The 25,896-nt window shown below is 61.2% G+C and carries 23 protein-coding genes and 1 other RNA gene; 9 read left to right on the top strand and 15 right to left on the bottom strand.

All coding sequences use genetic code 11. From position 1 onward, the window contains the following. Positions 1–3 precede the first annotated feature (3 nt). The 10 genes from ELH03_RS14310 to ELH03_RS14355 all read right to left on the bottom strand — a co-directional run bounded on the left by ELH03_RS14310 (position 4) and on the right by ELH03_RS14355 (position 9,513). A complete protein-coding gene (locus tag ELH03_RS14310; protein ID WP_128401188.1) occupies positions 4–1,764 on the bottom strand; it encodes a peptidoglycan D,D-transpeptidase FtsI family protein in 1,761 nt (586 codons plus the stop codon). Beyond that, complete coding sequence (gene ftsL, locus ELH03_RS14315) at positions 1,764–2,243, bottom strand: cell division protein FtsL (protein WP_130766435.1); 480 nt, start codon at positions 2,241–2,243, stop codon at positions 1,764–1,766. Before ftsL ends, ELH03_RS14310 begins: the two co-directional genes overlap by 1 nt. Position 2,244: 1 nt before the next feature. Then, complete coding sequence (rsmH, locus tag ELH03_RS14320) at positions 2,245–3,270, bottom strand: 16S rRNA (cytosine(1402)-N(4))-methyltransferase RsmH (RefSeq protein WP_128401186.1); 1,026 nt, start codon at positions 3,268–3,270, stop codon at positions 2,245–2,247. 17 nt (positions 3,271–3,287) lie between these two features. Then, entirely contained in the window at positions 3,288–3,725 is a 438-nt protein-coding gene (gene mraZ / locus ELH03_RS14325; protein WP_025395324.1) for a division/cell wall cluster transcriptional repressor MraZ, read from the bottom strand. A 410-nt stretch (positions 3,726–4,135) separates the two neighbouring features. Further along, positions 4,136–4,533: RNase P RNA component class A (rnpB, locus tag ELH03_RS14330), an RNA gene on the bottom strand. 156 nt (positions 4,534–4,689) lie between these two features. After that, positions 4,690–5,865: an NAD(P)/FAD-dependent oxidoreductase gene (locus ELH03_RS14335; RefSeq protein ID WP_130766436.1), complete on the bottom strand. Its 1,176-nt coding sequence runs from the start codon at positions 5,863–5,865 to the stop codon at positions 4,690–4,692. A gap of 103 nt (positions 5,866–5,968) precedes the next feature. Next, the gene (locus tag ELH03_RS14340; RefSeq protein ID WP_130659127.1) at positions 5,969–7,159 is read right to left on the bottom strand and encodes an NAD(P)/FAD-dependent oxidoreductase; all 1,191 of its coding nucleotides are present in this window, start codon (positions 7,157–7,159) and stop codon (positions 5,969–5,971) included. Between the two features lie 98 nt (positions 7,160–7,257). Beyond that, on the bottom strand, positions 7,258–7,785 hold the full coding sequence (locus tag ELH03_RS14345) for a lytic transglycosylase domain-containing protein (protein ID WP_128401183.1): 528 nt from the start codon (positions 7,783–7,785) through the stop codon (positions 7,258–7,260). A gap of 262 nt (positions 7,786–8,047) precedes the next feature. Continuing rightward, positions 8,048–8,809, bottom strand: coding sequence for an N-acetylmuramoyl-L-alanine amidase (locus ELH03_RS14350; RefSeq protein ID WP_128401182.1), 762 nt, complete (start codon positions 8,807–8,809; stop codon positions 8,048–8,050). Further along, positions 8,806–9,513 carry a J domain-containing protein gene (locus ELH03_RS14355; RefSeq protein ID WP_128401181.1) on the bottom strand — a complete coding sequence of 236 codons (708 nt, stop codon included), beginning with the start codon at positions 9,511–9,513 and terminating at the stop codon, positions 8,806–8,808. Before ELH03_RS14355 ends, ELH03_RS14350 begins: the two co-directional genes overlap by 4 nt. Positions 9,514–9,916: 403 nt before the next feature. Here ELH03_RS14355 and ELH03_RS14360 point away from each other — a divergent pair, with 403 nt between their 5' ends. The 3 genes from ELH03_RS14360 to ELH03_RS14370 all read left to right on the top strand — a co-directional run bounded on the left by ELH03_RS14360 (position 9,917) and on the right by ELH03_RS14370 (position 12,872). Then, complete coding sequence (locus ELH03_RS14360) at positions 9,917–11,128, top strand: pyrophosphate--fructose-6-phosphate 1-phosphotransferase (RefSeq protein WP_128410752.1); 1,212 nt, start codon at positions 9,917–9,919, stop codon at positions 11,126–11,128. A gap of 57 nt (positions 11,129–11,185) precedes the next feature. Beyond that, entirely contained in the window at positions 11,186–11,821 is a 636-nt protein-coding gene (locus ELH03_RS14365; RefSeq protein WP_003561042.1) for a LysE family translocator, read from the top strand. A 115-nt stretch (positions 11,822–11,936) separates the two neighbouring features. Then, positions 11,937–12,872 (top strand): lytic transglycosylase domain-containing protein, encoded by a 936-nt coding sequence (locus ELH03_RS14370; protein ID WP_128401179.1) that lies wholly within the window; start codon positions 11,937–11,939, stop codon positions 12,870–12,872. Between the two features lie 29 nt (positions 12,873–12,901). On the opposite strand, the gene ELH03_RS14375 is transcribed toward ELH03_RS14370, so the two are convergent. Further along, positions 12,902–14,326: a serine hydrolase domain-containing protein gene (locus tag ELH03_RS14375; RefSeq protein WP_130766437.1), complete on the bottom strand. Its 1,425-nt coding sequence runs from the start codon at positions 14,324–14,326 to the stop codon at positions 12,902–12,904. A 218-nt stretch (positions 14,327–14,544) separates the two neighbouring features. On the opposite strand from ELH03_RS14375, the gene ELH03_RS14380 reads away from it, so the two are divergent. The 5 genes from ELH03_RS14380 to ELH03_RS14400 all read left to right on the top strand — a co-directional run bounded on the left by ELH03_RS14380 (position 14,545) and on the right by ELH03_RS14400 (position 19,721). Then, a complete protein-coding gene (locus ELH03_RS14380) occupies positions 14,545–15,789 on the top strand; it encodes a BtaA family protein (protein WP_128401177.1) in 1,245 nt (414 codons plus the stop codon). Next, the gene (locus tag ELH03_RS14385; protein ID WP_128410756.1) at positions 15,786–16,460 is read left to right on the top strand and encodes a class I SAM-dependent methyltransferase; all 675 of its coding nucleotides are present in this window, start codon (positions 15,786–15,788) and stop codon (positions 16,458–16,460) included. The genes ELH03_RS14380 and ELH03_RS14385 overlap by 4 nt, the downstream gene beginning before the upstream one ends. A gap of 125 nt (positions 16,461–16,585) precedes the next feature. Next, a complete protein-coding gene (locus ELH03_RS14390; RefSeq protein ID WP_128401175.1) occupies positions 16,586–17,383 on the top strand; it encodes a glycoside hydrolase family 25 protein in 798 nt (265 codons plus the stop codon). Between the two features lie 81 nt (positions 17,384–17,464). After that, positions 17,465–18,682 (top strand): lytic murein transglycosylase, encoded by a 1,218-nt coding sequence (locus ELH03_RS14395; RefSeq protein WP_128410757.1) that lies wholly within the window; start codon positions 17,465–17,467, stop codon positions 18,680–18,682. Between the two features lie 133 nt (positions 18,683–18,815). Beyond that, positions 18,816–19,721: a DMT family transporter gene (locus ELH03_RS14400; protein ID WP_128401173.1), complete on the top strand. Its 906-nt coding sequence runs from the start codon at positions 18,816–18,818 to the stop codon at positions 19,719–19,721. A gap of 480 nt (positions 19,722–20,201) precedes the next feature. On the opposite strand, the gene metF is transcribed toward ELH03_RS14400, so the two are convergent. The 4 genes from metF to ELH03_RS14420 all read right to left on the bottom strand — a co-directional run bounded on the left by metF (position 20,202) and on the right by ELH03_RS14420 (position 24,786). Continuing rightward, complete coding sequence (gene metF, locus ELH03_RS14405) at positions 20,202–21,104, bottom strand: methylenetetrahydrofolate reductase [NAD(P)H] (protein WP_130806693.1); 903 nt, start codon at positions 21,102–21,104, stop codon at positions 20,202–20,204. Between the two features lies 1 nt (position 21,105). Continuing rightward, positions 21,106–22,131 carry an ArsR/SmtB family transcription factor gene (locus tag ELH03_RS14410; RefSeq protein ID WP_128401171.1) on the bottom strand — a complete coding sequence of 342 codons (1,026 nt, stop codon included), beginning with the start codon at positions 22,129–22,131 and terminating at the stop codon, positions 21,106–21,108. A 166-nt stretch (positions 22,132–22,297) separates the two neighbouring features. Further along, positions 22,298–23,947, bottom strand: a complete 1,650-nt coding sequence (gene ettA / locus ELH03_RS14415; protein WP_011652822.1) for an energy-dependent translational throttle protein EttA — start codon at positions 23,945–23,947, stop codon at positions 22,298–22,300. A gap of 98 nt (positions 23,948–24,045) precedes the next feature. Continuing rightward, positions 24,046–24,786, bottom strand: coding sequence for a ribonuclease T2 family protein (locus ELH03_RS14420; RefSeq protein ID WP_130766438.1), 741 nt, complete (start codon positions 24,784–24,786; stop codon positions 24,046–24,048). Between the two features lie 158 nt (positions 24,787–24,944). Between ELH03_RS14420 and ELH03_RS14425 the strand changes: the two genes are divergently transcribed. Continuing rightward, positions 24,945–25,874: an alpha/beta fold hydrolase gene (locus tag ELH03_RS14425; protein WP_130766439.1), complete on the top strand. Its 930-nt coding sequence runs from the start codon at positions 24,945–24,947 to the stop codon at positions 25,872–25,874. Positions 25,875–25,896: the final 22 nt, after the last annotated feature.

Below are 25,896 nucleotides of genomic sequence, written 5' to 3' on the forward strand. Positions count from 1 at the left end.
CACTCAATAAGACACCAGCAAGGCCGATCCGCCCTCCCCGAATTTCGGCTCGATGCCGAGAATGGGGGCTGCACGGCTGATGATCTCACGAGCGATCGGGCCAGCAGTGCCGGCGGAGATCGTTCCGCCATATTGCTTCTCACCGGTCTTCGGCTCGTCGCAGAAGGTGATCACGGCGTATCTCGGATCGTTGATCGGGAATGCGGCAATGAAGGAATTGAAATTCAGCGTCGCCGAATAACGCCCGTTCACCACCTTGTCGGCCGTACCGGTCTTGCTGCCGACGGCAAAGCCCGGCACGCGGGCGACACGTCCGGATCCCTTGTACCCGTTGAAGTCGAGGAGATAGCGGATGTTGTCGCTGGTCGACTTCTTGATCACCTGCGTGGCGATCTGATCGGCCTGTTCGCGCGTGCGCGGCAGGAATGTCGGCTCGATCAGCTTGCCGCCGTTGACGAGGGCGGCGGCGGCCACCCCTGTCTGCAGCGCCGTCGTCGAGACGCCATGGCCGAAGGAAATCGTGATCGAATTGATCTTCTTCCAGACGCGCGGCTGGCTCGGCATCTTCACTTCGGGTAGTTCGGTCTGCATCTTCGTCAGTAGGCCGAACTTGGTGAGATAGTCCTTCTGCGCGTCGATGCCGACGATGTCGATGACGCGCGCCGTACCGATATTCGAAGAATACTGGAAAATCTCGGGAACGGTCAGCCAGCGGCGCTGCCCATGAAAATCGTGGATGGTGAAGCCGCCGATATAGATCGATTTGCTGGCATCGAAACTGTCAGTCATCTTCACCTTGCCGCTATCGAGCGCCATGGCCAGCGAAAAGGTCTTGAAGGTCGAGCCCATTTCGAAGGTGCCGTTGGTCATCCGGTTGAGCCAACCCTCCTTGGCGCCCTCCTGCGGATCGTTCGGATCGAAATCCGGCGCCGATGCCATCGCCAGCACTTCTCCCGTATGCACGTCGATGACGGCGGCACCCGCGCCCTTGGACTGGAAGTTGTTGACGGCGTTGACGACCGCGTCCCGCACGATGTTCTGCACGCGCAGGTCGATCGATAGCCGCACCGGCTCGAGCGGCTGGTCGCTGGTCATGCCAACCGAGGCGAGATCGGCAAGCCCCTGGTCGTCGATAAATTTCTCCATGCCGGCGACACCGCGGTTGTCGATGTTGACATAACCGAGGATATGCGCGGCGGTCGAGCCGCCCGGATAGAAGCGGCGCTTCTCCGGCCGGAAACCGATGCCGGGAATGCCGAGCGCCAGGATCTGGCTCTGCTGCTTCGGCGTCAGTTGCCGGCGCAGCCAGGCGAAATGCGAGGTCTTGACCGACAGCTTCTTATAAGTGTCCCTGACGTCGAGCTCGGGCAGCACCGTTGCAAGCTTCTCGACCGCCTCGTCGGCATCGACGATCTTGTTGGGTTCGGCAAACAGCGAGACGGTGCGGATGTCGGTCGCCAGCACCTCGCCGTTGCGGTCGAGAATGTCGGGGCGCGAGGCCATCAGCCGGTCGGGCGGCAGAATGCTGGAGACGACCTCCTGATCCTTCATCGCATATTCGACGAGACGGCCGCCGATGACGGCGTAGACACCCATGAAGCCAAGGATCAGCAGGCCGACGCGGCTTTTAGCCTGCCCTGATTTCTTCTTGCGCGATCCCTCGATCGCCAGGCCAGCGGGGGAAGGCCCCCCGAACCGGTTATAGACGCCGGCGGAGAAATGCGCCTGGCTCTTCAAAACCATGATGCGGGAAAGAAACGACATTATTCCTCCACCGATCCGGTTTCGATCTGGTCTGCATCCTCTGCCTCGCCGCGTGGCGCAGGCATCGGAATGGGCTGCGCCTTGGCGGTGGCTTGTGCGCTCTTGGCGGTGTCTGGCACCCCTTTGGCGCTGGCCACGGTCGCGCTCTTGGCGCTGGCCTTGGCCTCCGTCACGTCAGGCACGGGAACCTCGGATTTCAGCATCGGCAATTCCTTGGCATGCACGAGCGCCGTCGATTCCGTCGGCTGCAGCTTCAACTCGTCATTATAGGCCTTGACCAGCCGTTCCAGCCGGTTCGGCTGCGATTGCAGCGCCCAGTCGGCCTTGAGAAGGTCGATCGTGTCTTTTTCAAGCTTGATCTCGGCTTCGAGGCGATGAACCTCCTCGAGCTTCAATTCAGCGCGGTGCTTGATCGTGTAGGTCACGGCGGCGGTGGCCGTCATGACGCCGATGAGCACGAGATCGAACGTTTTCAGCATATCAACCACCAAGCTTTCCGAGACTGGCAAGATTGGGAAACCCGAAGAGCGACATATCCGCGGCTTCGGCGGCGGCGTCCGTCCTCAGGCCGGCACGCAGCTTGGCGGAGCGGGCGCGCGGATTGATCTCGGCCTCTGCCTCGCTTGCCGAAACCATCGGCTTGCCGATAGCCGCAAAGGTTGCCGCCCGCTCATGCGCCACCGGCAGATGCCGCGAACCCGACGCCTTGCCGGCGCGGTCGGAGAAGAATTTCTTGACGATACGGTCTTCGAGCGAATGAAAGGTGACGACGACGAGCCGCCCGCCCGGCTTCAGCGCCGTTTCCGCCGCAAACAGCGCCTGCGCCAGTTCGCCGAGTTCGTCATTGACGAAGATGCGCAATGCCTGGAAGACGCGTGTTGCCGGATGGATCTTGTCCTTCATCTTGCGCGGCGTAACGAGCTCGATGAGACCGGCGAGATCGCGTGTCGTTTCAAATGGCTTTTCGGCGCGGCGCTTCTCGATCGCATGCGCGATGCGCGGCGCCTGGCTTTCCTCCCCGAGAAAATGGAAGATGCGGATGAGATCTGCGACCTTGGCGCGGTTGACGACGTCGGCGGCCGAAACACCTTCGGCCGACATGCGCATGTCGAGCGGTCCATTCTTCTGGAAGGAGAAGCCGCGCTCGGCCTCGTCGATCTGCATGGAGGAGACGCCGATATCGAGCACGACGCCATCGAGCCCGCCCTGCGGCGCATGATCGGCGAGATGCGAGAATTGCGAACGAACGAGCTTGAGACGACCACCATGGGCGGCGACCATCGCCTGCCCTGATGCAATCGCCGTTGGATCGCGGTCGAGCGCAATCACCTCGGCGCCGGCCGCAAGGATGGCCGAGCTGTAACCGCCCGCACCGAATGTACCATCGAGGATGAGTTTGCCGGGCGCGGGCGCCAGCGCCGCAAGGACTTCTTCGAGAAGAACAGGAATGTGACGAACCGGTCCGCCACCGGCATCAGTTGAACCTCCGCCAGGATTCGCCACCATTCCGTTCCCTCGTTCTTTCAGGAACGCTTGCCCGCCAGCTTGCGCTCCCCTCGTGCTTGCGCCTGTGCGGCCACAAAAGCCTGCGGCTGCCAGAGCTGAAAATGATCCGCCCGACCGACGAAGGTCACCTCGTCCGAGATACCGGTGAAGCCGCGAATGAAATCCGTGACCATCAGCCGCCCCTCGGCGTCGAGCTTCATGAAGACCCCGCCTCCATGAATAAGAAGCGACATCTCGTTCGCATCCGGCGAAAACGGATCCTCCGCAGCAATCTGCCGTTCGAATCTTTCGAGAAGATCCGGACCGCCGATGCTGATCGCCGGAAACACAAAGTCCTGAAAGCAGTAGAGCTCCTGGACGTTGCGCTGCGCCAGCACGGACCGAAAAGCCGAAGGCACGGAGACCCTGCCTTTGGCGTCGATCCTGTTGGTCGCGTTCGAAAGGAAGCGGCTCATCACACGAAACATCCGTTCCCGCAGGGATCCGGACCAAAAGACGCCCGAAACTCCCGATATCAGGCACAGCTTCGCAAGCCGGATGAGCAAAAACCCCTCCGACGCTTCCGGAGGGGAAGGCGCCTTTGCTTTGCGATGAATGGGCAGGTAATTGCCCTGGTGCAGTGCGCATTTGGGATAGCATGGGACCATATGGGCGTCAATGGGATACGCCCATTTTGCAATGGACGCATGATCAAAAATTTATAAGCCGTTAAGTTTAACAAAGGGTTAGCATCGCCATCTTACAAACGACACGCACTGGTGGCTCCGCGAGAAAAATCCACCATTGGATGCATGAACATCCGTTTGCTAACAGTCGGTTTCAGCGACTTACGGTGAAAATCCGGCCGACGCGCCGCAAGATGTTAATCGCCAGTTGGCCTGTAAGCCGGGTTCTGTAAGGCTCCGGCGTGAACCGGAACGTGGCAGCCATTCCTCTGGGACAGCGTTCGCACGCTGCCTCGCGCAACCCACCCGGATGACTGGCCTGGAAACCAGCCGGAAGGCCTTTCGGCCTGCCGCGTCATCCCTATTCGGTCTTGCTCCCGGTGGGGTTTACCGTGCCATTTCCGTTGCCGGAGATGCGGTGGGCTCTTACCCCACCCTTTCACCCTTACCTGTCATGACAGGCGGTTTGCTTTCTGTGGCACTTTCCCTGAGGTCGCCCTCGCCGGACGTTATCCGGCACCGTGTTTCCGTGGAGCCCGGACTTTCCTCACCCTACCGCCTTTCGGCATTGGTAAAGCGCGGCTGCCCAGCCAACTGGCAGGGCTCCCATAAACGAGAGAGATCGCAATTGCTATCGAAATAAAAGATATCGCTTAGAGCAATTCCAGCAAAAGTGCGCGGCGGTTTTGCGTCCGCAATCGCATAAGAACAAAAGAGAAAGCACTTCCGTGATTCGGAAAAAAACAGAAATGCTCTAGCGAAATTGCGGTGTGAAATCCGTGGAATAGCCCTCTTCGCCGATTCCGCCCGATAAAAGCAGCTCGGCCCCAAGCCGGCCGATTTCGTCCGAGCTCTTGGCCGACGTGCCGGCGCAGCCCGTCAGCACCGCGATCTCGGGCGAGGAAGTATAGCCAATCATCGGATAGCCGCTTTCCGTATGCGACACGACGCAGGCGGCCGTCGAAATCGAAAGCGGCACGATATTGGGCACGAGACCTTCAACGATGCGTTTGAGATGTGCGCGCACCGTATCGCGCCCCTCAGTCTTGAACCAGGCGCGCATCTCCGCGTCGTCGCTGAGCGCCAGATCGTCAGGATCGCCGCCGATCTTCAGGTAGAATTTGCCATCGGGATACCGGATCGGCGGCAGCAGGTAGATATCGATGCCGGGCGCCCTGAAAATGAGCGACGGCATCGCGGCCAGACGCACCGCGTCGGCATCGCTTACTTCAAAGAGCGTCACGGTCCGGGCATAAACCGTCATGGCAACGGGCCGCGGCAACAGATTCTTCGCAATGGAAAATCCGCCCGCTGCCAGCAGCACCTTTTCACCGCGATAAGTGCGGCCACCGGCCGTCTCGACAACAGCCGATCCACCCTCGCTGCGGATCGAAACAACATGATCGCGGATGACGGCAGCACCTGCCTTTTCCGCCAGCAGCGATTGGGCTTTCACAAGCTTGCGCGGACTGATGTGGCCGGCCCCCCTCGCCTCGAAGACGCCCGTACCCCCATCAGGAAAGGCGAAGAAGGGTAAGGCGGCCTTCAGCCCGGCCTCATCGAGAAGGCTGGTTTCGACGCTCAGCGAAATGGCGGCCCGCCGGGTCTTCTCGATATAATCGCCTCCCGTCGGCGCGACGACGACGCAGCCGACCTCCCGATAAAAATCGACACCGCTGTCGCGGGCGATCTCGCCATAACGGCCGATCGAGCGGTTGGCAAGCAGTGCCCAATTGCGGTCGGGATCGATGGTACGAGTGATGCGTCCTTCGTCATAATGGCTGGCGAAGACGCCCTGATGCGCCTTGCGATCTTCAGGCTCGTCCGGGCCAATCACCGCGACACCGTCCACTTGGCGCGCCAGATGCCGCGCCGCCGCTGCCCCCATCAGCCCGCGGCCGACGACGATGTATTTGAAATCGACTGCCATGCTCTTTCCTCTCAACAGCGCCGCGTCTTTTCAGACGCGCAAAGGGCGCTGCAACACTTTGAATTGCTGTATAATTCATTAAATCGATTCCGATTATAAGGAATTATACAGCGGCGAAAACCGGCGTCAGTGCGCCGCCGAAATCCGCTTCGCCGAGCTGCCCTTCCGCAAGAAGCACGGCCCCTAACCGGCCGAGCTCGTCGGAGGATTTGGCCGCGACGAAATTGCCGCCGGTCAGCACCGCGATGCGCGGCGACTGCGTAAATCCCGCATAGGGATAACCGGTCGGAGTGAAATTCGCCACACAGGGCGCCGATGTGACAGTGCAGCCGGCAAGCTCCGGCATCAGTTGCAGGGCGACACGCGAGAGATGATCGCGCTCGGCAGCATTGCCGTCGGAACGGAACCACGCGCCGGCATCCTCCACCTGGCTAAAGGAAAGCGCCTCAGTGTCGCCACCGAGTTTCAGATAGGTCTTGCCGTCGGGATAACGCACCGGCGGCAGGATATAGATGTGATCCTCTTCCCGGTCACCGAGCACGATCGTCGACGGCATATCGCCGAAAATCGTCATCTCGCGTTCGCCGAGTTCGTAGAAGGCGACCGTGCGCGCCGTGACCCTGGTATCGACGGGACGCGGCAGCAGGGTATGGAAATTGCTGAAACCGCCGGCGGCCACCAGCACACGTTCGGCGCTGTAGCGTCTGCCGCCGGCCGTCACCTCGACATGGGAACCGGTATCGCGCACCGATGTCGCGGTTGCCTCGATCAGCGAGACGCCGCCCTGTTCGGCAAGCCTGGTCTGCGCCCGCACCAGCGCCCGCGGGTTGATGTAGCCCGCGCGCTTGCGCTCGAAATATCCTGTGAAATCAGGATCGACGGCAAGATAGGGAAAACGCTGGCGAAGGTCTAACGGCGCAATCGTCTCGACATCGCTGCCAAGTGTCCGGCTGACGGTCAGAGCCCTTTTGATATAGTCCTGCTCGTCCTTCTCAGGAGCGGCAAAGAGGCAGCCGACCTCCGAATAGAAGGAAATGCCGCTCCTTGCCTCGATCTCGCGGTAGCGGTCGAGTGCGCGGGCGGCGAAGGTTCCCCAGGCAAGATTGCCATCGAAGGTACGGGTGATGCGCGCTTCGTCGTAATGGCTGGCGAAAACCCCGTGATGAGTCTTGCGCTCCTCAGGCTCGCGCGGGCCGATCAGCGCGATGCCGTCGGCCATCGAGGAGAGATGCCGTGCGGCGGCAGCCCCCATCATGCCGCGTCCGATGATGATAAACCTGAAATCGACTGCCATATCCCACCTCGTTTCAAGGCGGGATATCACGGCAAGCGCACTGATTCACATCGCAAAATTGCCGCAAGGGAATTTCGTCAGGACGCGTCAGACTATGCTCAGTCGAGCATCGCCAGGACCTTGCCGCAGTAGGTCTTCGACACCGGGTTCATGCGTGTGGCGGCATGGCCGGCATTGTATTTCAGAATAGTGTTGCAGGTCTGCCCGCCGCCGAGCTGATGGGCAGCCGCCAGATACTTCATGCCGTATTTGATGTTGGTCTCCGGATCGAACAGGCCCTTCTTCGAGCCGGAATAACCCATCATCCGCGCCGTCGCCGGCTTGATCTGCATCAGGCCGACTTCACCGGCGCTGCCGCGGGCGTTCGGATTGAAATTGCTTTCGACGCGCACGACAGCCTGGGCGAGCGCGACGGGCACGTCGTATTCAGCGGCATATTTGTTGATCAGTGCGGCATAGGGAATGCTCGTGGAAAAATCCGGCATGGCATAGCCGCTCTGGCGATCGACGGTTTTCAGCGAGATGGTTTCGGCCCGGGCACCCCAGTCATCACCAGCCAAGGCAAAACTATATCCCGCCAGCAGCATGCCAACGCATGCCGCAGCACCAACAATCATATTCTTCATGTAGTCTCTTCACTCCGACCCAAAGAATTGCATGACTGCGCGCCTCGCTGTCATCCGGTCACACGCAACCAAGGACTGGTCGCGTTCCGTAGCAATTCTTATCGTTTCATTTGGCGCTCATGGTTACACTTGAAAACAGCCGCGAGCGCTGTTCAGCGGGCGTTCTTAGACCATCGCAATGAGGAGATAATAGGGAAATGATGTGGCGAGGCGGTTTTCTCGCCGGTAGTCAGAAAACCGTCCTGATATCCGGTTCTTCCGGTCAGGAATAACGCGGCAGCGCCGACAGCAGCCGGTGCAGCGTGTCGATCGTCGAGAAATCGGCGATGCCATCTACCCGCTGAGGCCGGAAATGGCGCTGGAAAGCTTCGACGTCGCCTGCCGTTTTTTCGGAGAATTCACCCGTGATTTCAGTACCGTAACCATAGAGCGACAGCATCGACTGCAGCGCCTCGACAGGCTGGCCTGTATCGCCGCGCTGGAAGAAGCGCCCGCCGGTGATCGTTGCCGGCTCGACCCAGTGCCCGATGCCCGCCCGGTGGAGCTCGGCCCAGGGGAATTTCTCGCCCGGATCGACCTTGCGGATCGGGGCGACATCGGAATGCCCGAGCACCCGTTCCGGCGCGATCGACCAACGTTTGACACAGTCGCGACACAATTCGATCACCGCGGCGATCTGCTCTTTCGGATAATCAGGGAGCCCGCCGGGATGGCCGGCATTGGCGATCTCGATGCCGATCGACAGCGAATTGATGTCCGTCTCGCCGTGCCAGCTGCTTTTCCCCGCATGCCAGGCACGCCGCGTTTCCGGCACGAGCTGCACCACCTCGCCGTTTTCATGCACAAAATAATGGCTGGAAACCTGGCTTTCGGCGCGACAGAGCCAGTCGAGCGCGCCATCGGCTGTCGGCATGCCGGTATAGTGCAGCAGGATCATATCGGGATGGCGCCCGTCCGCCCGCTCGCCATGGTTCGGCGAAGGTTGCACGCGGGCGCTTCTGCAGTCGGCCTCGAAAGAGGTCATGCGGCGCGGCGTTCCTTCTCGATCGCCTCATAGGCCGCGTTCAGCGCCGCCATGCGCTCATTGGCGATCACGTGGAATTCCTTTGGCACGCCGCGCGAGATCAGCCGGTCAGGATGATGTTCGCTGACAAGACCATGGTAACGGCGGCGGATGGTCGGGAAATCGTCCGAAGGCGAGACGCCGAGCACCTTGTAGGGATCGCCGCCGGACGAAACGTGGCGGGCGGCAATCTGCTCGAAGCGGGTCTCGCTCATATCGAAGATCTCGCCGATATGACGCAGGAAATTCAGTTCCTTCTCGTGGATCAGCCCATCGGCCTTGGCGATGTGGAAGAGGCCGTCGAGCACGTCTTCCAGCACCGTACAATTGGCTGCGCAAGTAACGCAGAGCGTGGAAAGCCGTTCGGCATAGGCTTCGTAGCCGGCGACGTCCTGGCGCGCGAGGTTGTAAAGCCTGGCGACGTTCTTTGCCTGATCCTGCGGGAATTCGAAGATTTCGCGGAAGGCTTCGACCTCCTTCTCGCTGACGATGCCGTCTGCCTTGGCCATCTTTGCCGACAGCGCGATGATCGCCACGGAGAAAGCCACTTTACGCCGGGTCTCGGGATCGCCTTCGAAAACCGTGCGGATAGCCTCGACCACCGCAGACAGCGCATTGCCTGCGGTATTGCCAATGGCATTCAACAGTTTTTCCCAGAAGGACATCGAAAATCTCACACACTTGTCAACTTATAGCAAACAGCTTGACCAAAGAATCGTAGCCTTTGCAAGGCGACTATTGGTCGTAGGGCCGAACACAGTTTTCACGATTTGGTAATTGTCGCACCGCAGCAAACGATTCATCGCCCCCGCTTCACTTACCTCAAGACCTGGCTAGCGGTCGCCGCACCTTGGCCAGGCACGTGGGCTGCGGAGCGCGCGATAGAAATTTCCACAACAGTTCCCGACAGGCAGACCGGGCTTGAAACGATTATATCCGCACTTCCAGTCGCCTTTGCAGTCCAGCACGGCAGAAAGGCGCATTTTTCGTAAATTCTTTACTTTACAGGGCCCTTTCCCTGCCGCATCCATGCGCTAGCTAACGCTGCCGAACACCGTAGGAGGGATCATGGCCAAACAGAAAGTCGCAATGCTGACCGCCGGAGGCCTGGCGCCCTGTCTTTCTTCCGCCGTCGGCGGCCTCATCGAACGCTACAGCGACATCGCACCCGATCTCGACCTAGTCGCCTACAAGTCCGGCTACCAAGGCGTGCTCATCGGCGACAGCCTCGAGATCACCCGCGAGATGCGCGAAAAGGCGCCGCTGCTGCACCGCTACGGCGGCTCGCCGATCGGCAATAGCCGCGTCAAGCTCACCAATGCCGCCGACTGCGTCAAGCGCGGCCTGGTCAAGGAAGGCGAGAACCCGCTGCGGGTCGCCGCCGAACGCCTTGCCAATGACGGCATCACCATTCTCCACACGATCGGCGGCGACGACACCAACACCACGGCCGCCGACCTTGCCGCCTACCTCGCCGCCAACGGCTACGATCTCACCGTCGTCGGCCTGCCGAAGACTGTCGACAATGACGTCGTGCCGATCCGCCAGTCGCTCGGCGCCTGGACGGCCGCCGAAGTCGGCGCGCATTTCTTCGACAATGTCAGCAACGAACAGACGGCCGCCCCCCGCACCCTCGTCATCCACGAGGTCATGGGCCGCCATTGCGGCTGGCTGACGGCCGCCACCGCCCGCGCCTATCTCCAGCGCACCAGCCGCAACCAGTATGTCGATGGCTTGATGATGGACGCGCATCTGAAGAGCATCGACGCCGTCTACCTGCCTGAGATGGCCTTCGACCTCGACGCCGAGGCCGCCCGCCTAAGGGAAAGCATGGATCGCAACGGCCATGCCACGGTCTTTGTCTCGGAAGGCGCATGCCTCGACGCCATCGTCGCCGAGCGCGAAGCCGCCGGCGAGACCGTCAAGCGCGATGCCTTCGGCCATGTGAAAATCGACACCATCAATGTCGGCGCATGGTTCCAGAAGCAGTTCGCCAATCTCTTGAACGCCGAGCGTTCGCTCGTGCAGAAATCAGGCTATTTCGCCCGCTCGGCGCCCGCCAACGGCGACGACCTGCGGCTGATCCAGAGCATGGTCGATCTCGCCGTCGAAAGCGCGCTCAATAAAGTCTCCGGCGTCACCGGCCATGATGAAGGCCAGAACGGTAAATTGCGCACTATAGAATTCCCGCGCATCAAGGGCGGCAAGGCTTTTGACCTTTCGACGGCATGGTTTGCCGAAGTCATGGACAATATAGGCCAGAAATACAAAGAAGCGTGATTGACGGATGGTTAATATGATGTCTTTGCTTGTTCCCGAGGAATAGGAGGAGACACCATGTCACTTGAAGCTTGGCTCGCTTTTGCGGCGGCATCCGCAATCATGCTGGCCATACCGGGGCCGACGATACTGCTCGTCGTTTCCTATGCGCTCGGTCATGGACGTAGGACGGCGTTTGCGACGGTAGGCGGCGTGGCGCTCGGTGACTTCACCGCGATGACGGCTTCTCTCTTCGGTCTCGGTGCCGTTCTGGCCGCCTCCGCGACCCTCTTCACCGTGTTGAAGTGGATCGGCGGCGCCTACCTGATCTGGCTGGGAATCAAGCTCTGGCGGGCTCCCATCATCGGCGAACCGATTGCCGACAACGACAATCTGCCCGAGGAGAAATCCCTCAAGATCTTCCTCCACGCCTATGTCGTCACCGCCCTCAATCCGAAGAGCATCATCTTCTTCGTCGCCTTCGTGCCGCAGTTCCTCAATCCGGCTCTGCCCTTCCTCGGCCAGATGGCGATCATGGAAGCGACCTTCCTCGTGCTGGCGATCCTCAACGCTTCCACCTACGCGTTTCTCGCCCATGCCGCGCGCGGACTGATTCGCAAGGCGAGCATCCAGCGCGCCGTGAACCGAACCGGAGGCACTCTGCTGATCGCTGCAGGTGCCGTAACGGCCGGGTATCGCCGTATTGCAGCCTAGTAATATTCCGTGGTTGCCGGAATGCCACGAATAGGTTAATGGGGTCGCCAGGGCTTAAGGATTTTGGTAACTTTTATACGCTGCCGGGGCGGCGCGATTTCACGAAAGTGGCGGAATGGTAGCGATCGGATTATCCGGCCTGAAACGCAGTCTTGTCGTTTCCACGATACTCTGCGGCGTGATGACGGGATGCACGAGCGTCGAATACACGTCCCAGGCCGAACTGACAGCCGCCCAGACCGTCGTACCGATGCCGAAGCCGGGCGAAGATGCAACGCTCGCCGCGATCCCGACAGCCGAAGGCACAGCTGTCGCTGGCGCCACCATTCCTCAGGCATCAGCCCCCTCCCTGACCGCAACGGCGATGCCGACCGTGGCAACCTCTCAGGCTGCCGATCTCGCCATGCAGGCAGGCATACAGCCGGCAGCCTATGCGCAGATTCCGCTGACGCCCGAGATGACGGCGATCCAGTCCGTCGTGCCGACGCCGCGTCCGGGAGCGCCCGCACAGCCGACGACGCAGCTTGCCTTTGCCGCGACACCGCAAAACAGTGCGCTTGCAGCACTTGCCGCAGTTGACACCACGCCACGCGCCAGCATGGATTATGGTTTCGACGAATCCGGGCCGATCGATCCGCCGACGGCGCCCCCGATGTTCAGCGACGACGACAAAGACGATGCGCCGACGGTCGAGAAGAGCTTCGTCACCAAGCTCATCGCCAAATATTCGAAGGTCTACGAGATTCCCGAGACGCTGCTCCACCGCATCGTCCATCGCGAGAGCCGCTATAATCCGAAGGCTTACAACAAGCGCGGCTATTTCGGCCTCATGCAGATCAAGTACAACACCGCCAGGTCGATGGGCTATGACGGCGCTCCGGGCGGCCTCTTCGATGCCGAGACCAACATCAAATATGCCGCGAAATATCTGCGCGGCGCCTGGCTCGTCTCCGACAATAAGGAAGACGATGCCGTCCGCCTCTATGCGCGCGGCTATTATTACGACGCCAAGCGCAAGGGCATGACCGACATCGCCCAAGGTAATTATTGAAACCTGGAGATAACGGCTGAAGCCCCGGCCTATGGCTGCGGCTGTGTCTGCCGTTGCGATCCCGCCTGCTGTTGCGACCCACCCGGTTGCGGCAATGCGGCCAGGATCGCCTTGAGCAGCATCTGCGGCTGGTAGTCGAGCCGGCTTGGCGTCAGGCCAAGCCTGACGACGACCAGATTGGCGGAAGGCACGATCGCCATGCTCTGCCCGTCATGCCCCGTCAGCCAGAACGTATCCTCCGGCAGACCAAACGCGGCGCTTGAGCCGCCAGGAGCGAGCCAAGCCTGACCCTGCGTATAGCGCCCGTTCGACGCTGCCGTCGGGGTGCGCATGGCGCCGACGAAGCCCTCCGGCAACAGTCGCTGGCCGTTCCACACGCCATCCTGCAGCAGAAACTGCCCGAAGCGCGCCCAGTCATGCGCCGTCGCATAGAGATAGGAGCTTCCGGCAAACGTGCCGCGCGCATCGAGTTCGAACACCGCGCTCGTCATGCCGAGCGGCGAAAACAAGGCGTCGTGCGGATAGGAAAAGGCTGCTTGCGCATTGCCGACCCTGTCCATCCAGATGCGCGAGAGCAGCACGGCCGTGCCGCTCGAGTAGCGGAAGCGTTGGCCAGGTGCTGCCTCCATCGGTGCATTGGCCGGCAGCGATACCATGTCGGGATCGAGATAGAGCATGCGCGTCACATCAGCGACGTCGCCATAGTCCTCGTTGAAGGCAAGGCCGCTCTCCATGCCGAGCAGGTCGGAAACCTTGATTCTGGCGCGCGCATCGTTCTTCCACTGCGCCAACAGGTTATCATCGTCGAAGGAGATCTTGCCGCCGAGCATCAGCCGGCCGAGGACCGCCGCATTCACGGTCTTCGTCATCGACCAGCCGATTAGCGGCGTCTTTGCCGAGAAGCCGGGGCCATAGGCTTCGGCGACGATGCGGCCGTTGCGCACCACCACGATCGCCCGCATTGCCGGGCCGGCAACGCCGGCATCGGCAAGCAGCGCGGCGACCTTCCCGTCCGCCGGGTTGTCGATGCCCTCGCCCTCCGGCCACAAGGCGTCATTCGCCTGCATCTTGGCCGGCGGATCGAAGGGCGCCGCATTCGCCGCCGCCTCGAAATTACCGTCCGGCACGCTCGTGCAGCCGAAAGCGCCGCGATAGAGCGCATAACTCGGCGCAAACAGCCCCATGAAGCGCGCCGTCACACGGTCGTTGTCGCGGTCGACGCTGACACGCACCAGCCGCAGCAGCGGATTTCCAGGCGCCTGGACATCGTCGTGAAACACATCCTCGGCCCCTCGGCCGGCGATGAAGACATTGGAGCAGACGATCTTGGCGGCATAGCCGTCGCCGACGCGCAGCAGTTCCGGCGGCCGGATGAAGAGCCAGCCTGCCGCGGCGATGACGACGAGAACGAGAAGGAGAGCAAGCGCCTTCAGGATACGCAGGACAAATCGCATGGCATTCCTCCATGCCGGGAGAGAAGCAGGAATCACACGCGCCGGAAAGGGCCTGAAGCGAAGAACGGCCATCGTCCCGATCACTTTCCCAGGAGAGCCATACGGTCGGTCGCCCGAGGAGGTCGAAGCCTCCGAAGAACGGCGCCTCCGCAGCCCGCGTCATCAAACTGTAGCAGAGGCGCGCTACACGCCCTGAACGCTAAAAAGGTGACAGACTCATGTCAGAATTTGCACCGGATGCCGGCTTCCGCAAGAACCGGAAACTCAAGGACGCCCTTCTCCGCCACAAGGCTTTTTCGAAGGATGGCTTTTCCGAGCGTCTCTTCGGCCTTCTCTTCTCCGGCCTCGTCTATCCGCAGATCTGGGAGGATCCGGATCTCGACATGCAGGCGATGGAGCTGAAGCCCAACCATCGTATCGTCACCATCGGCTCCGGCGGCTGCAACATGCTCGCCTATCTCTCCAAGGCGCCGGTCTCGATCGACGTCGTCGATCTCAACCCGCACCACATTGCGCTGAACCGCCTGAAGCTTGCCGCCTTCAAGCACCTTCCCGGCCATGCCGATCTCGTCCGCTTCCTGGCGATGCCGAACGAGAAGTCGAACAGCCGCGCTTACGACCAGCATCTCGCCGCCCGCCTCGATGAGGCGACCCGCAGCTACTGGAACGGCCGCAAGTTCGGCCGCCGCCGCGTCACCGTCTTCGACCGCAACATCTACGAGACCGGCCTGCTTGGCCGCTTCATCGGCGCCGCCCACCTTCTTGCCCGCCTGCATGGCGTCAAGCTGCGCGAGATGACCAAGACCCGCTCGATCCGCGAGCAGCGCCAGTTCTTCGACGAGCAAATCGCACCGCTCTTCGAAAAGCCGGTCGTGCGCTGGATCACCGGTCGCAAGAGCTCGCTCTTCGGCCTCGGCATTCCGCCGCAGCAATATGACGAACTTGCAAGCCTTGCCGCTGATCATTCGATCGCGCCGGTGCTGAAGCACCGCCTGGAAAAGCTCGCCTGTCATTTCCCGATGAGCGACAACTATTTCGCCTGGCAGGCCTTCGGCCGCCGCTACGGCACCGAAGCGGAAGGCCCGCTGCCGACCTATTTGAAGTCGGAGCACTATCAGGTGATCCGTGCCAATGTCGACCGCGTCAACGTCCACCACGCAAGCTTCACCGAGCTTCTGGCCCGCGAGCCGGCCGCCTCGCGCGATCGCTACATCCTGCTCGACGCACAGGACTGGATGACGGACGAGCAGTTGAACGACGTCTGGACGGAAATCACCCGCACGGCGCGCGAAGGCGCCCGCGTGATCTTCCGCACCGCCGCCGAAAAAAGCATCATCGAAGGCCGCCTGGCTCCGGCGATCCGCGACCAATGGGATTATTTCGAGGAGAAGTCGCTTGAACTGACCGCGCTCGATCGTTCGGCAATCTACGGCGGCTTCCACATTTACGGGAAGAAGGCGTGAGCAAGGTCGGCACTGAGACGGCAGGAAAGAGCGGTGAACATGCCAGCCTCATGGATGGCATGTACCGCTACCAGCGGCATATCTACGACCTGACCCGCAAATATTATCTTCTTGGCCGCGACAGCACGATCCGCAATCTCGACGTGCCCGAAGGCGGCACCCTGCTTGAAGTCGGCTGCGGCACCGGGCGCAACATGGCCTTCGCCCACAGGCATTTCCCGACCGCCAAGCTGTTCGGCCTCGACATTTCCCAGGAAATGCTGATTTCGGCACGCAAGACCTTCGCCACGAAGGCGACGATCCCGGAATTCCGCGTCGCCGATGCCACGGCGTTCACGCCGCGCGAATTCGGCGTCAGCGGCTTCGACCGCATCCTGATTTCCTATGCCCTGTCGATGATCCCGGACTGGGAGCGCGCCGTCGATGCATCGATCGCCGCACTCAATCCCGGCGGCCAGCTGCACATTGTCGATTTCGGCCAGCAGGAAGGCTTGCCAGCCTGGTTCCGGCGCATGCTGCAGTCCTGGCTTGCGAAATTCCACGTCACCCCGCGCCCCGATCTGCGTGAGGTTCTGGAAGCGCAAGCCCATGAAAACAACGCGATATTGTTGTTCGATACCGTCGGCGGCGGTTATGCCTGGCGGGCTGCCATTATCAGCAAGCGCTTATAATTCGCTTGAAACTAACCGATTTTTTACGTTGATATGGTGAAAAGAGGGTTATCCTCTGCTGACTCGTCTTTTTCGAAGGTCAGGTTGTGGGGCAAAAAGATCATTCGAGTTACGACGGGACGCCCATGCGCCGGCTTTTGTTTTGCGTTTTGCCCCTTGCCATCATGCTGGCCGGCTGCACTTCTTCCGGTTATGACTATCTCGAAACGGCATCGATCAAGCCGAAGATGCGCTTCAAGGATACCGATCCGCAGGATTTCGGTCCGAAGCATCCGCAACAGAACCAGGTCCATGGCATCGATATCTCCAAATGGCAGGGCGATATCGATTGGGGCACGGTAAAGAATTCCGGTGTCGCCTTCGCCTTCATCAAGGCAACCGAAGGCAAGGACAGGGTCGATCCACGCTTCGACGAATACTGGCGCGAAGCCCGCGCCGCCGGCATCCCGCACGCCCCCTATCATTTCTATTATTTCTGCTCTTCGGCCGATCAGCAGGCAGACTGGTTCATCCGCAACGTGCCGAAGGAGGCCATGCGCCTGCCGCCAGTGCTAGACGTCGAATGGAACGCCGAATCGAAGACCTGCCGCTACCGCCCCGACGCTGAAACGGTGCGCGCCGAAATGCAGCGTTTCATGGACCGGCTGGAGGCTTATTACGGCAAGCGCCCGATCATCTATACCTCGGTCGATTTCCATCGCGACAATCTCGCCGGCTACTTCCAGGATTATCATTTCTGGGTCCGTTCGGTGGCAAAACACCCCGAGGTGACCTATTCCGACCGCCGCTGGGCCTTCTGGCAATATACCTCGACCGGCGTTATTCCCGGCATCAATGGGCCGACCGATATCAATGTCTTTGCCGGCAGCGCAAAGAACTGGAACAATTGGGTCGCGGCCGTTTCCAAGGATAGAAATTCTTAGTAACGTCTTGCGATGTTTCTTGCTTCCGTCACATTCGTCTGTGAAAGCGACGGCATTCTGTTTGATATAAGGACCACATCCATGCACCGCTCGCTCGCAAGCCGCTCTGCACTCGCCCTTCTGTTTGCCCTCGCCCTAGCAGGCGGCGCAGCCGCCCAGCAGGCGCCAGACGCGGCCCCGGCAGCGCCCTGCGGCGGTGATCTGTCCGCCTTCCTGGAAGGTGTCAAGAAAGATGCGGTCGCAGCCGGCGCCAGTGGGGTAGCCGCCGACGAGGCCTTTGCCGGCGCCGAGATCGATCCCAAGGTGCTGAGCCGGGATCGCGCCCAGGGCGTCTTCAAGCAGACCTTCCTCGAATTCTCCCAACGCACCGTCAGCCAAGCCCGCCTCGACATCGGCCGCCAGAAGATGAAGCAATATGCCGACGTCTTTGCCCGCGCCGAGCAGGAATTCGGCGTTCCCGCGGGCGTCATCACCGCCTTCTGGGCGATGGAAACCGATTTCGGCGCCGTCCAGGGCGATTTCAACACCCGCAACGCCCTGGTGACGCTGGCGCATGACTGCCGCCGCCCGGAACTCTTCCGCCCGCAGCTGATCGCCCTCGTCGAGATGGTTCAGCATGGTGACCTCGACCCCGCCACCAATACCGGCGCCTGGGCCGGCGAGATCGGCCAGGTGCAGATGTTGCCGCGCGACATCATTGCCTATGGCATGGATGGCGACGGTGACGGTCATATCCGCCTGAAGCAGAGCGGCCCGGACGCCATTCTGACGGCGGCGAAATTCATCCAGCATCTCGGCTTCGAGCGCGGCCAGCCCTGGCTGCAGGAAGTGACCCTGCCCGATAATCTGCCCTGGGAAAAATCCGGCCTCGGCGGCACGATGAAAGCGGGCGAATGGTTCGCGCTGGGCGTCAAGCCGCGCGACGGCAATACCGCCTTCGGTAACCTCGAAGGCGATCTCGTTCTGCCGCAGGGCCGCATGGGACCGGCCTTCATCGCCTATCCCAATTTCAAGATCTATCTCGAATGGAACAAGTCGTTCATCTACACGACCTCGGCCGCCTATTTCGGGACGCGTCTTTCGGGCGCCGAGCCCTATCTCAAGGGCGTGCCGGAACAGGGGCTTGCCAGCGACCAGATGAAGGCGCTGCAGACCAAGCTGCAGTCCCTCGGCCATGATGTCGGCGAGATCGACGGCATCCTCGGCTCCGGCACGCGTGTCGCGATCCAGAAGGAACAGCAGCGCCTCGGCATGCCGGCCGACGGCTGGGCGACGCCTGCCCTTCTCAACGCTCTCTGATCCCCGCTAGAGCCTTACCGTCGCCCGCTTCGCAAGAAACGGGTGGCGCGATCCGCTGCCTGCGCTAAAGCTTCAAACCGAAAACCGGTGCCGGTTTTCGGCAAAACAAGCGGCTTGCAGTGGAGGAATCTGCATGGACAGCAGAATGAATGCCTGGACTTGGGGTCTGCTGGTCCTGCTCGGCCTGATCTGGGGCGCCTCCTTCTTCTTTGCCCGCATCGCCGTCCACCACGTGCCGCCGCTGACCCTCGTCTTCTTCAGGCTGCTGCTCGCAGCGCTGGCGCTGCATATCTATATCGCCGGCCGTTTCGACTTCTATGCGATCCTCAAGGCCCGCTGGCGCGAATTCCTGATCCTCGGGCTCATCAACAATGCCCTGCCGCATGCGCTGATCTTCTTCGGCCAAACCCGCCTCGGCGCCGGTCTTGCGGCGATCCTGAATGCGACGACACCGATCTGGACCGTACTCATCGCCAACTACTTCACCTCGGACGAGAAGCTGTCGCCGGCAAAGATCGCCGGCTGCCTTGTCGGCCTGGTCGGAACGATCGTGCTGATCGGCCCCGGCCTGTCGGCCGGTGGCGAAGCCCCGCTCTGGGCGCTGCTTCTTCCCGTGCTTGCCGCGATCTCCTATGGTTTCGCCGCCACGTACGGCAAGCGCTTCAAGAATGTTCCCGCCCCTGTCACCGCAGCCGGCCAGTTGACCGCCTCCTCGCTGATTGCGCTGCCGCTGTCGCTACTGGCCGATCGCCCCTGGGCGCTTGCCGCACCGCCGCTCGATGCCCTCCTCGCCATCCTGGCGCTGGCACTGCTGTCGACCGCCTTCGGCTACATCCTCTATTTCCGGATCATGGCGTCGGCCGGCGCCACCAATGCCTCGCTCGTCACCCTGCTGGTGCCGCCGAGCGCCATCCTTCTTGGCGTGCTCTTCCTCGGCGAAAGGCTGACACTGGGTGAATTTTCCGGCATGGCGCTGATCGGTTTCGGCCTCGTCATTCTCGACGGCCGCGCCTATCACCTGCTGGCGAAAGCTGTTTGAACCGGTTGCGAATTTCGTATGTTTTCAACCGGTTGTCCATCCGCCATGTTTTAGACGCATAGGTAAATCCACAGTCGCCTGATTTAACGGCATGTTAAATTGTGTGAACAAAAATTTGTTGAGAATTATTGATTTATATCAAAGGCTTGCAAGAACGCTATTCGACTTATCCACCGAACCGTTCTGCAGCGCAGCATAAGATCTGCTTCCCAACCGACATATTTCAGACATATTATTGGCCGGTTAACGCGAGGAGACAGACATGGGACTCACGCAATCCTTGAATGTTCTGTTGGTCAGTGCAGCGTTTGCTTTCGTCCTGTCCATGCTCTTCATCTGAGCTGGCCGACGAAAGTGTAATGACTGATAGTGCCTAAACTCCTGAATAGCTGATCAATCCGCCAACGAAAAAGCGCATGTCCCGCCCGACATGCGCTTTTCACTTTTACGGCGCCGCGTGTCTTTTCAGACGCGCAAAGATCAGGCGGCTGCACCCGCACTTTTTGCCACCGGGCGGGAGAGGCCGAGATTGTCGAGCACGGCGGAAACCAGCGGCGCACGGTTCATCGTGTAGAGATGGAAATCATGGATGCCACGCCGGACGAGATCTTCGATCTGTTCGGCAGCGACTTCGGCGGCGACCTTCGCCCGCTCCTCGGGCTTGTCGTCAAAGCCTGCGAAGCGCTCGTCGAGAAAGGCGGGGATGATGGTGCCGCAGGCGCCGGCGAAGCGCTTCAGCTGCGTCAGATTCTGGATCGGCATGATGCCGGGCACGACTGGGATCGAGATGCCGGCGCCGCGCACCCGCTCCAAGTAACGCTCGAAATTGTCGTTGTCGAAGAAGAACTGCGTCAGCGCCCGGTCGGCGCCATTGTCGGCCTTGCGCTTCAGCATGTCGATATCGGCCGCCGTATCGCGGCTTTCCGGGTGTCTTTCCGGATAGGCGGAAACCGAAATCTCGAAATCGCCGATTTCCTTGAGGCCGGCCACCAACTCCGCCGCATTGGCGTAACCGCCGGGATGCGGCTGGTAGGGCGCCCCGGCGCCGCCGGGCGCATCGCCGCGCAGCGCCACGAAATGCGTCACGCCGGCTTTGCGGAACGTATCAACCACCTGATGCGTCTCCTCCTTGGTCGCGCCGACACAGGTGAGATGCGAGGCGGTGGCAAGCGGCGTCTGCGACAGGAAACGCGTGACGGTGGTCAGCGTCGGCGCCTTGGTGGTGCCGCCTGCGCCATAGGTCACCGAGACGAAATCCGGGTCCCAGTCCTGCAGCTGGCTGACGGTATGCCAGAGCTGCCCTTCCATCTCCTCCGATTTCGGCGGGAAGAATTCGAAGGAGACCCTGATGTTGCGGCCGCGTGCTTCGTTTTTCGAAACCATGTCATACCCTCCCGGCAAATGTAGGTTCGGCACCTTCGCTCGCCTGCGAAGCCATGAGGCGCCTCGGATCGCGCGCGAGCCAGACGGTAACCGTCAAGCCTTGCCCGCTTTGCTGACCCGGATGAAGATCGACGGCCTGCTCGACGTCGAGCCCGGCCTTGCGCAACCAGTCGGACATCGCCTGGTGCGAAAAGCCGAGACGGACATGCGCATGCTCGTCGCGGAGATATTCGAGCGTGTGCGGCGCCAGGTCGATGACCACGAGCCGGCCGCCCGGCCGGAGCATGCGCGCCGCTTCCGCGATCGCAATTTCCGGCTGATCGAAAAAGTGCAACACCTGATGGATCGTCACCAGGTCGAAATCCTGTCCCTCGAACGGCAGGTTCAGGATATCGGCGTGGCGCACGGTGGCCTTGGTGATGCGGGACTTGTCGAGATTGGCACGCGCCACGCTCAGCATGTCGCGGCTGGCATCGACGCCGGTCGCGCGGCGGTAGAGCCCGGACAAAAGTTCGAGGATACGGCCGGTGCCGGTGCCGAGATCGAGCAGAGAGTCGATCGGCTGGCTGCCGAGCAGCCGGATGACGGCGGCGTCGACCTCTTCGTCGGCGGCATGCAGACGGCGAAGCTCGTCCCATTCGGCCGCGTTGCGGCTGAAATAGGCCTGCGCCCGCTCGGCGCGCTGGCGCTTGACCTGCGAAAGCCGCTCGCCGTCGCGAAGGATAGTCGGATCGTTCTCGGAAACATGCTTGAGCAGCGCCCGCACCAGCATGGCGGCCTTGCCGTCCTGCTTGAGGCGGAAATAGGCCCAGGCGCCCTCCTGGTAGCGTTCGATCAGTTCGGCCTCGCCGAGCAGCTTCAGGTGACGGGAGATGCGGGGCTGGGATTGGCCGAGAATTTCGGTAAGATCGGTCACCGTCAGGTCGCCGCTGTCAAGAAGCGCCAGAAGACGCAGGCGCGTGGGCTCGCCGGCCGCCTTCAAGACGTCCACCAGCGCATCCAGTCCAAGCTTCAAGGGTTCGCTCATCTTCGATCCAATCAAGATATAAAGATATCTTTATGTGATTTGAAAAGCGGTGGCAAGCGAGAATTCGCTCTCTCCACGAAATTGCCTGCTCAAATTGCGACAAAGCCAGACATGAAAAAGCCCCGGCCGAACCGGGGCTCTCGCAAGCGAAAACAGCTGGAATAAATCAGCGCGTCAGACGCTTGTGGGCTTGGCTGCCCGGGTTAAGGGCGTCGGGGCCAAGGCGGCGCACCTTGTCCTGTTCATAATCCTCGAAGTTGCCTTCGAACCATTCGACATGGCCGTCGCCTTCGAAAGCGAGGATATGCGTCGCCAGACGGTCGAGGAACATGCGATCGTGGCTGATGATGATGGCACAGCCGGCGAAATTCTCCAGCGCGTTTTCCAGTGCACCCAGCGTTTCCGTATCGAGGTCGTTGGTCGGTTCGTCGAGCAGCAGAACGTTGCCGCCGGCCTTCAGCATCTTGGCAAGGTGAACGCGGTTGCGCTGACCGCCGGAGAGATTGCCGACCTTCTGCTGCTGGTCGCCGCCTTTGAAGTTGAAGGCGCCGCAATAGGCGCGGGAGTTCATGTCGAACTTGCCGAGCTTGATGATTTCGGCGCCGCCGGAGATTTCCTCCCAGACCGTCTTGTCGGCCGCAAGGGTGTCACGGCTCTGGTCGACATAACCGAGATGCACGGTCTCGCCGATGCGGATCGAACCGCCATCCGGCGTTTCCTGGCCGGTGATCATCCTGAATAGCGTCGTCTTACCGGCGCCGTTCGGGCCGATGATGCCGACGATACCGCCCGGCGGCAGCTTGATCGACAGATCGTTGATCAGCGTGCGGCCCTCGAAGCCCTTGGTGATGCCGTCCATCTCGATGACCACCTGGCCGAGGCGCTCGCTGACCGGGATGATGATCTGCGCGTCGCCGGGACGCTGCTTTTCGGCGGCATCCACCAGTTGCTCGTAGGACTTGATGCGCGCCTTGGATTTGGCCTGACGGGCCTTCGGGCTGGACGCGATCCATTCCTGTTCGCGGCTGATCGCCTTCTGGCGCGATGCGTCTTCGCGGCTTTCCTGCAGCATGCGCTTGGCTTTCGCCTGCAGGTAGGCCGAGTAGTTGCCCTCATAAGGAATGCCACGGCCGCGGTCGAGTTCGAGGATCCATCCGGTGACGTTGTCCAGGAAGTAGCGATCGTGGGTGATCATCATCACGGCGCCCGGATAGTCGCGCAGATGCTTTTCGAGCCAGGCGATGGTTTCGGCGTCCAGGTGGTTGGTCGGTTCGTCGAGCAGCAGCAGATCCGGCTGGGAAAGCAGCAGGCGGCAGAGCGCGACACGGCGACGCTCACCACCGGAAAGGCTGGTGACTTCAGCGTCGCGCGGCGGGCAACGCAGCGCTTCCATCGCCATCTCGACCTGGCTTTCCAGATCCCAGAGGTTCTGGCTGTCGATGACGTCCTGAAGCTTGGCGCCCTCTTCCGCCGTCTCATCGGAATAGTTCATCATCAATTCGTTGTAACGATCGAGGACAGCCGTCTTCGAGGCAACACCTTCCATGACGTTCTCGAACACCGTCTTGTTGGGATCGAGATGCGGCTCCTGCTCCAGATAGCCAACCGTCGCACCTTCGGCGAGCCAGGCTTCGCCGGTATACTCCTTGTCCTGGCCCGCGATAATGCGCAGTACGGTGGATTTACCCGCTCCGTTCGGACCGAGGATACCGATCTTGGCATCCGGGTAGAACGAAAGGTGGATATTCTCCAGGATCTTCTTGTTGCCATAGGCCTTGTTGAGGCCGGACATATGATAGATGAACTGACGTGCCATGCTGCGCTGCTCCGGGCGGGAAACTTTGATTGTGCCGCTATGTAGGCGAAACAGCGCCTCCGGGCAACGCCGAAACCCGGTTTACTCAGGATTTCCGGTCAAAAGCCCGCAGCGTCGACGACGCCTTCGTCGCAGCCGAACGACGTTTTTCCCGCACCCTGGATCAGATCGGCAAGCCCGGCACTTTTCGCCGATGCCGCTCCGGCGGCTTCCGAAAGCCCGATCGTCAGCTCGCTGATCATCCTGATATTGCCGGCCCGCCGGCAGCTCATCTTGACACGATCGCCGGCACCCGGCCCGAAGCTCTTGTCAAAAGCCGCCTTGATCGCTTCGGCCTTGACCGGCTTGCCGATATTGGCAGCGAAGAGATCGCGCACGGCCGACGCGTTGAGTGCGCCTACAAGATGCACACCAACGCCGAAATAGTCGTCGGCGCTCATCTTCGTGCAGGCGCCATGCTTTACCCATTCATGCCGTTCCAGGCCGGATTGCGTGCCGGGCATCGCCTTTGCCAGCGCCGTCTTCGTCTCGTCCGAAAGCGTGACCTCCGGCAGCTTGTTCCAGTCGCCGTCCTTGTCGGCGGCCTTCTGATCGGCGCTCACGCCGCAATAATCCTGCCGCATTGGCCAAAGCCCGTGCAACGAAAAGTTCGTCGCGTCATGGCGCTCCGTGGCCTGCGTAGCGCATTCAGCCTTCTTCTGGTTTGTCTGGCAAAAAGCCGGCTGCCAGCTCGCCGCCAGAATGAAGCGGGTGCGCCCGCCGGCCTCCTGCGCCACGGCGGCGCCGGCAATAACCATCGACACAGCGAACGACAAGGTACGCAACTGCATGCTGCTCATTTCAACCCCCAAAAAAGAACAATACAGGAACAAATAAGCATGAAGATTGAAAGGCCGCAACCCTGAATCGCAACAAGGCCGCAATTTGTTATCGGATAATCAAACGCCGATGTTGCAATTACCCGGCGATCTGGTCTGTTGCCGCCGGGAGGACCCACATGTTTTCTGAAACGCAAAGGCTCGTCGTACCTGGGGCGTCGCTGGCCTATCACCATGCCAAGGCCGAAGCTGCGGTCCGCGGCATCCTATTGATATCGCATGGCTTGGCCGAACATTCGAAACGATACCGCTCCTTTGCCGAGGCGATGGCAGAGCACGGCTATCACGTCTATGCCCACGATCATCGCGGCCACGGCGAGACGACGGCACCCGATGCGCCGATCGGCCGCTTTGCCCGGCGCGGTGGGGTCGAAAGGGTGATCGGCGACGTCATCGCCATGCGCGGCCATGCGGCCTCCCGCCATCCCGGCCTGCCGGTGATCCTCTTCGGCCATTCGATGGGCGGCCTCATCGCCCTCAATGCAGCCGTCACCGCTCCGGCCGACTTCGATGCTGTCGCCATCTGGAATTCGAATTTCGCCGTCGGCCTTGCCGGCCGAACCGCCCAGTCGATGCTGCTTGCCGAGCGCATGCTGAAGGGCTCCGACGTGCCGAGCGGCCTGTTGCCGAAGCTCACCTTCGGCACCTGGGGCAAATCCATTGCCGGCCGCCGCACCGAGTTCGATTGGCTGTCGCGTCGTCCTGATGAAGTCGACAAGTATGTCGCCGATCCACTCTGCGGCTTCGACGCCTCGGTCTCTCTCTGGCTCGATCTGTTCGAACTGACCTTCCGCGCGCCGCGGAAAATCCATCTCGACCGGCTGCCGCGGGATATGCCGATCCATCTCGTCGGCGGTGGAGAGGACCCGGCGACGGAGCGGGGAAAAGCCGTGCGCTGGCTGTCAAACCATTTGAAAGGCCGGGGCTTCTCCCGTATCAGCACTCAGATATATCAGGACATGCGACACGAAACGCTGAACGAGACCGGCGCGGATGCGGCGATCGCAGCCTTCGCCGACTGGTGCGACAAGGCGATCGCAAGATCCTGAGCGACCAATATCCTGAGTGACA

This window comes from Rhizobium beringeri, assembly GCF_004306515.1.
Taxonomy (GTDB): domain Bacteria; phylum Pseudomonadota; class Alphaproteobacteria; order Rhizobiales; family Rhizobiaceae; genus Rhizobium; species Rhizobium beringeri.

Coding starts and splice junctions, on each gene's coding strand:
- ELH03_RS14310 (WP_128401188.1), bottom strand. CDS start 1,764: ATGTCGTTTCTTTCCCGCATCATGGTTTTGAAGAGCCAGGCGCATTTC.
- ftsL (WP_130766435.1), bottom strand. CDS start 2,243: ATGCTGAAAACGTTCGATCTCGTGCTCATCGGCGTCATGACGGCCACC.
- rsmH (WP_128401186.1), bottom strand. CDS start 3,270: ATGGTGGCGAATCCTGGCGGAGGTTCAACTGATGCCGGTGGCGGACCG.
- mraZ (WP_025395324.1), bottom strand. CDS start 3,725: ATGAGCCGCTTCCTTTCGAACGCGACCAACAGGATCGACGCCAAAGGC.
- ELH03_RS14335 (WP_130766436.1), bottom strand. CDS start 5,865: ATGGCAGTCGATTTCAAATACATCGTCGTCGGCCGCGGGCTGATGGGG.
- ELH03_RS14340 (WP_130659127.1), bottom strand. CDS start 7,159: ATGGCAGTCGATTTCAGGTTTATCATCATCGGACGCGGCATGATGGGG.
- ELH03_RS14345 (WP_128401183.1), bottom strand. CDS start 7,785: ATGAAGAATATGATTGTTGGTGCTGCGGCATGCGTTGGCATGCTGCTG.
- ELH03_RS14350 (WP_128401182.1), bottom strand. CDS start 8,809: ATGACCTCTTTCGAGGCCGACTGCAGAAGCGCCCGCGTGCAACCTTCG.
- ELH03_RS14355 (WP_128401181.1), bottom strand. CDS start 9,513: ATGTCCTTCTGGGAAAAACTGTTGAATGCCATTGGCAATACCGCAGGC.
- ELH03_RS14360 (WP_128410752.1), top strand. CDS start 9,917: ATGGCCAAACAGAAAGTCGCAATGCTGACCGCCGGAGGCCTGGCGCCC.
- ELH03_RS14365 (WP_003561042.1), top strand. CDS start 11,186: ATGTCACTTGAAGCTTGGCTCGCTTTTGCGGCGGCATCCGCAATCATG.
- ELH03_RS14370 (WP_128401179.1), top strand. CDS start 11,937: ATGGTAGCGATCGGATTATCCGGCCTGAAACGCAGTCTTGTCGTTTCC.
- ELH03_RS14375 (WP_130766437.1), bottom strand. CDS start 14,326: ATGCGATTTGTCCTGCGTATCCTGAAGGCGCTTGCTCTCCTTCTCGTT.
- ELH03_RS14380 (WP_128401177.1), top strand. CDS start 14,545: ATGTCAGAATTTGCACCGGATGCCGGCTTCCGCAAGAACCGGAAACTC.
- ELH03_RS14390 (WP_128401175.1), top strand. CDS start 16,586: ATGCGCCGGCTTTTGTTTTGCGTTTTGCCCCTTGCCATCATGCTGGCC.
- ELH03_RS14395 (WP_128410757.1), top strand. CDS start 17,465: ATGCACCGCTCGCTCGCAAGCCGCTCTGCACTCGCCCTTCTGTTTGCC.
- ELH03_RS14400 (WP_128401173.1), top strand. CDS start 18,816: ATGGACAGCAGAATGAATGCCTGGACTTGGGGTCTGCTGGTCCTGCTC.
- metF (WP_130806693.1), bottom strand. CDS start 21,104: ATGGTTTCGAAAAACGAAGCACGCGGCCGCAACATCAGGGTCTCCTTC.
- ELH03_RS14410 (WP_128401171.1), bottom strand. CDS start 22,131: ATGAGCGAACCCTTGAAGCTTGGACTGGATGCGCTGGTGGACGTCTTG.
- ettA (WP_011652822.1), bottom strand. CDS start 23,947: ATGGCACGTCAGTTCATCTATCATATGTCCGGCCTCAACAAGGCCTAT.
- ELH03_RS14420 (WP_130766438.1), bottom strand. CDS start 24,786: ATGAGCAGCATGCAGTTGCGTACCTTGTCGTTCGCTGTGTCGATGGTT.
- ELH03_RS14425 (WP_130766439.1), top strand. CDS start 24,945: ATGTTTTCTGAAACGCAAAGGCTCGTCGTACCTGGGGCGTCGCTGGCC.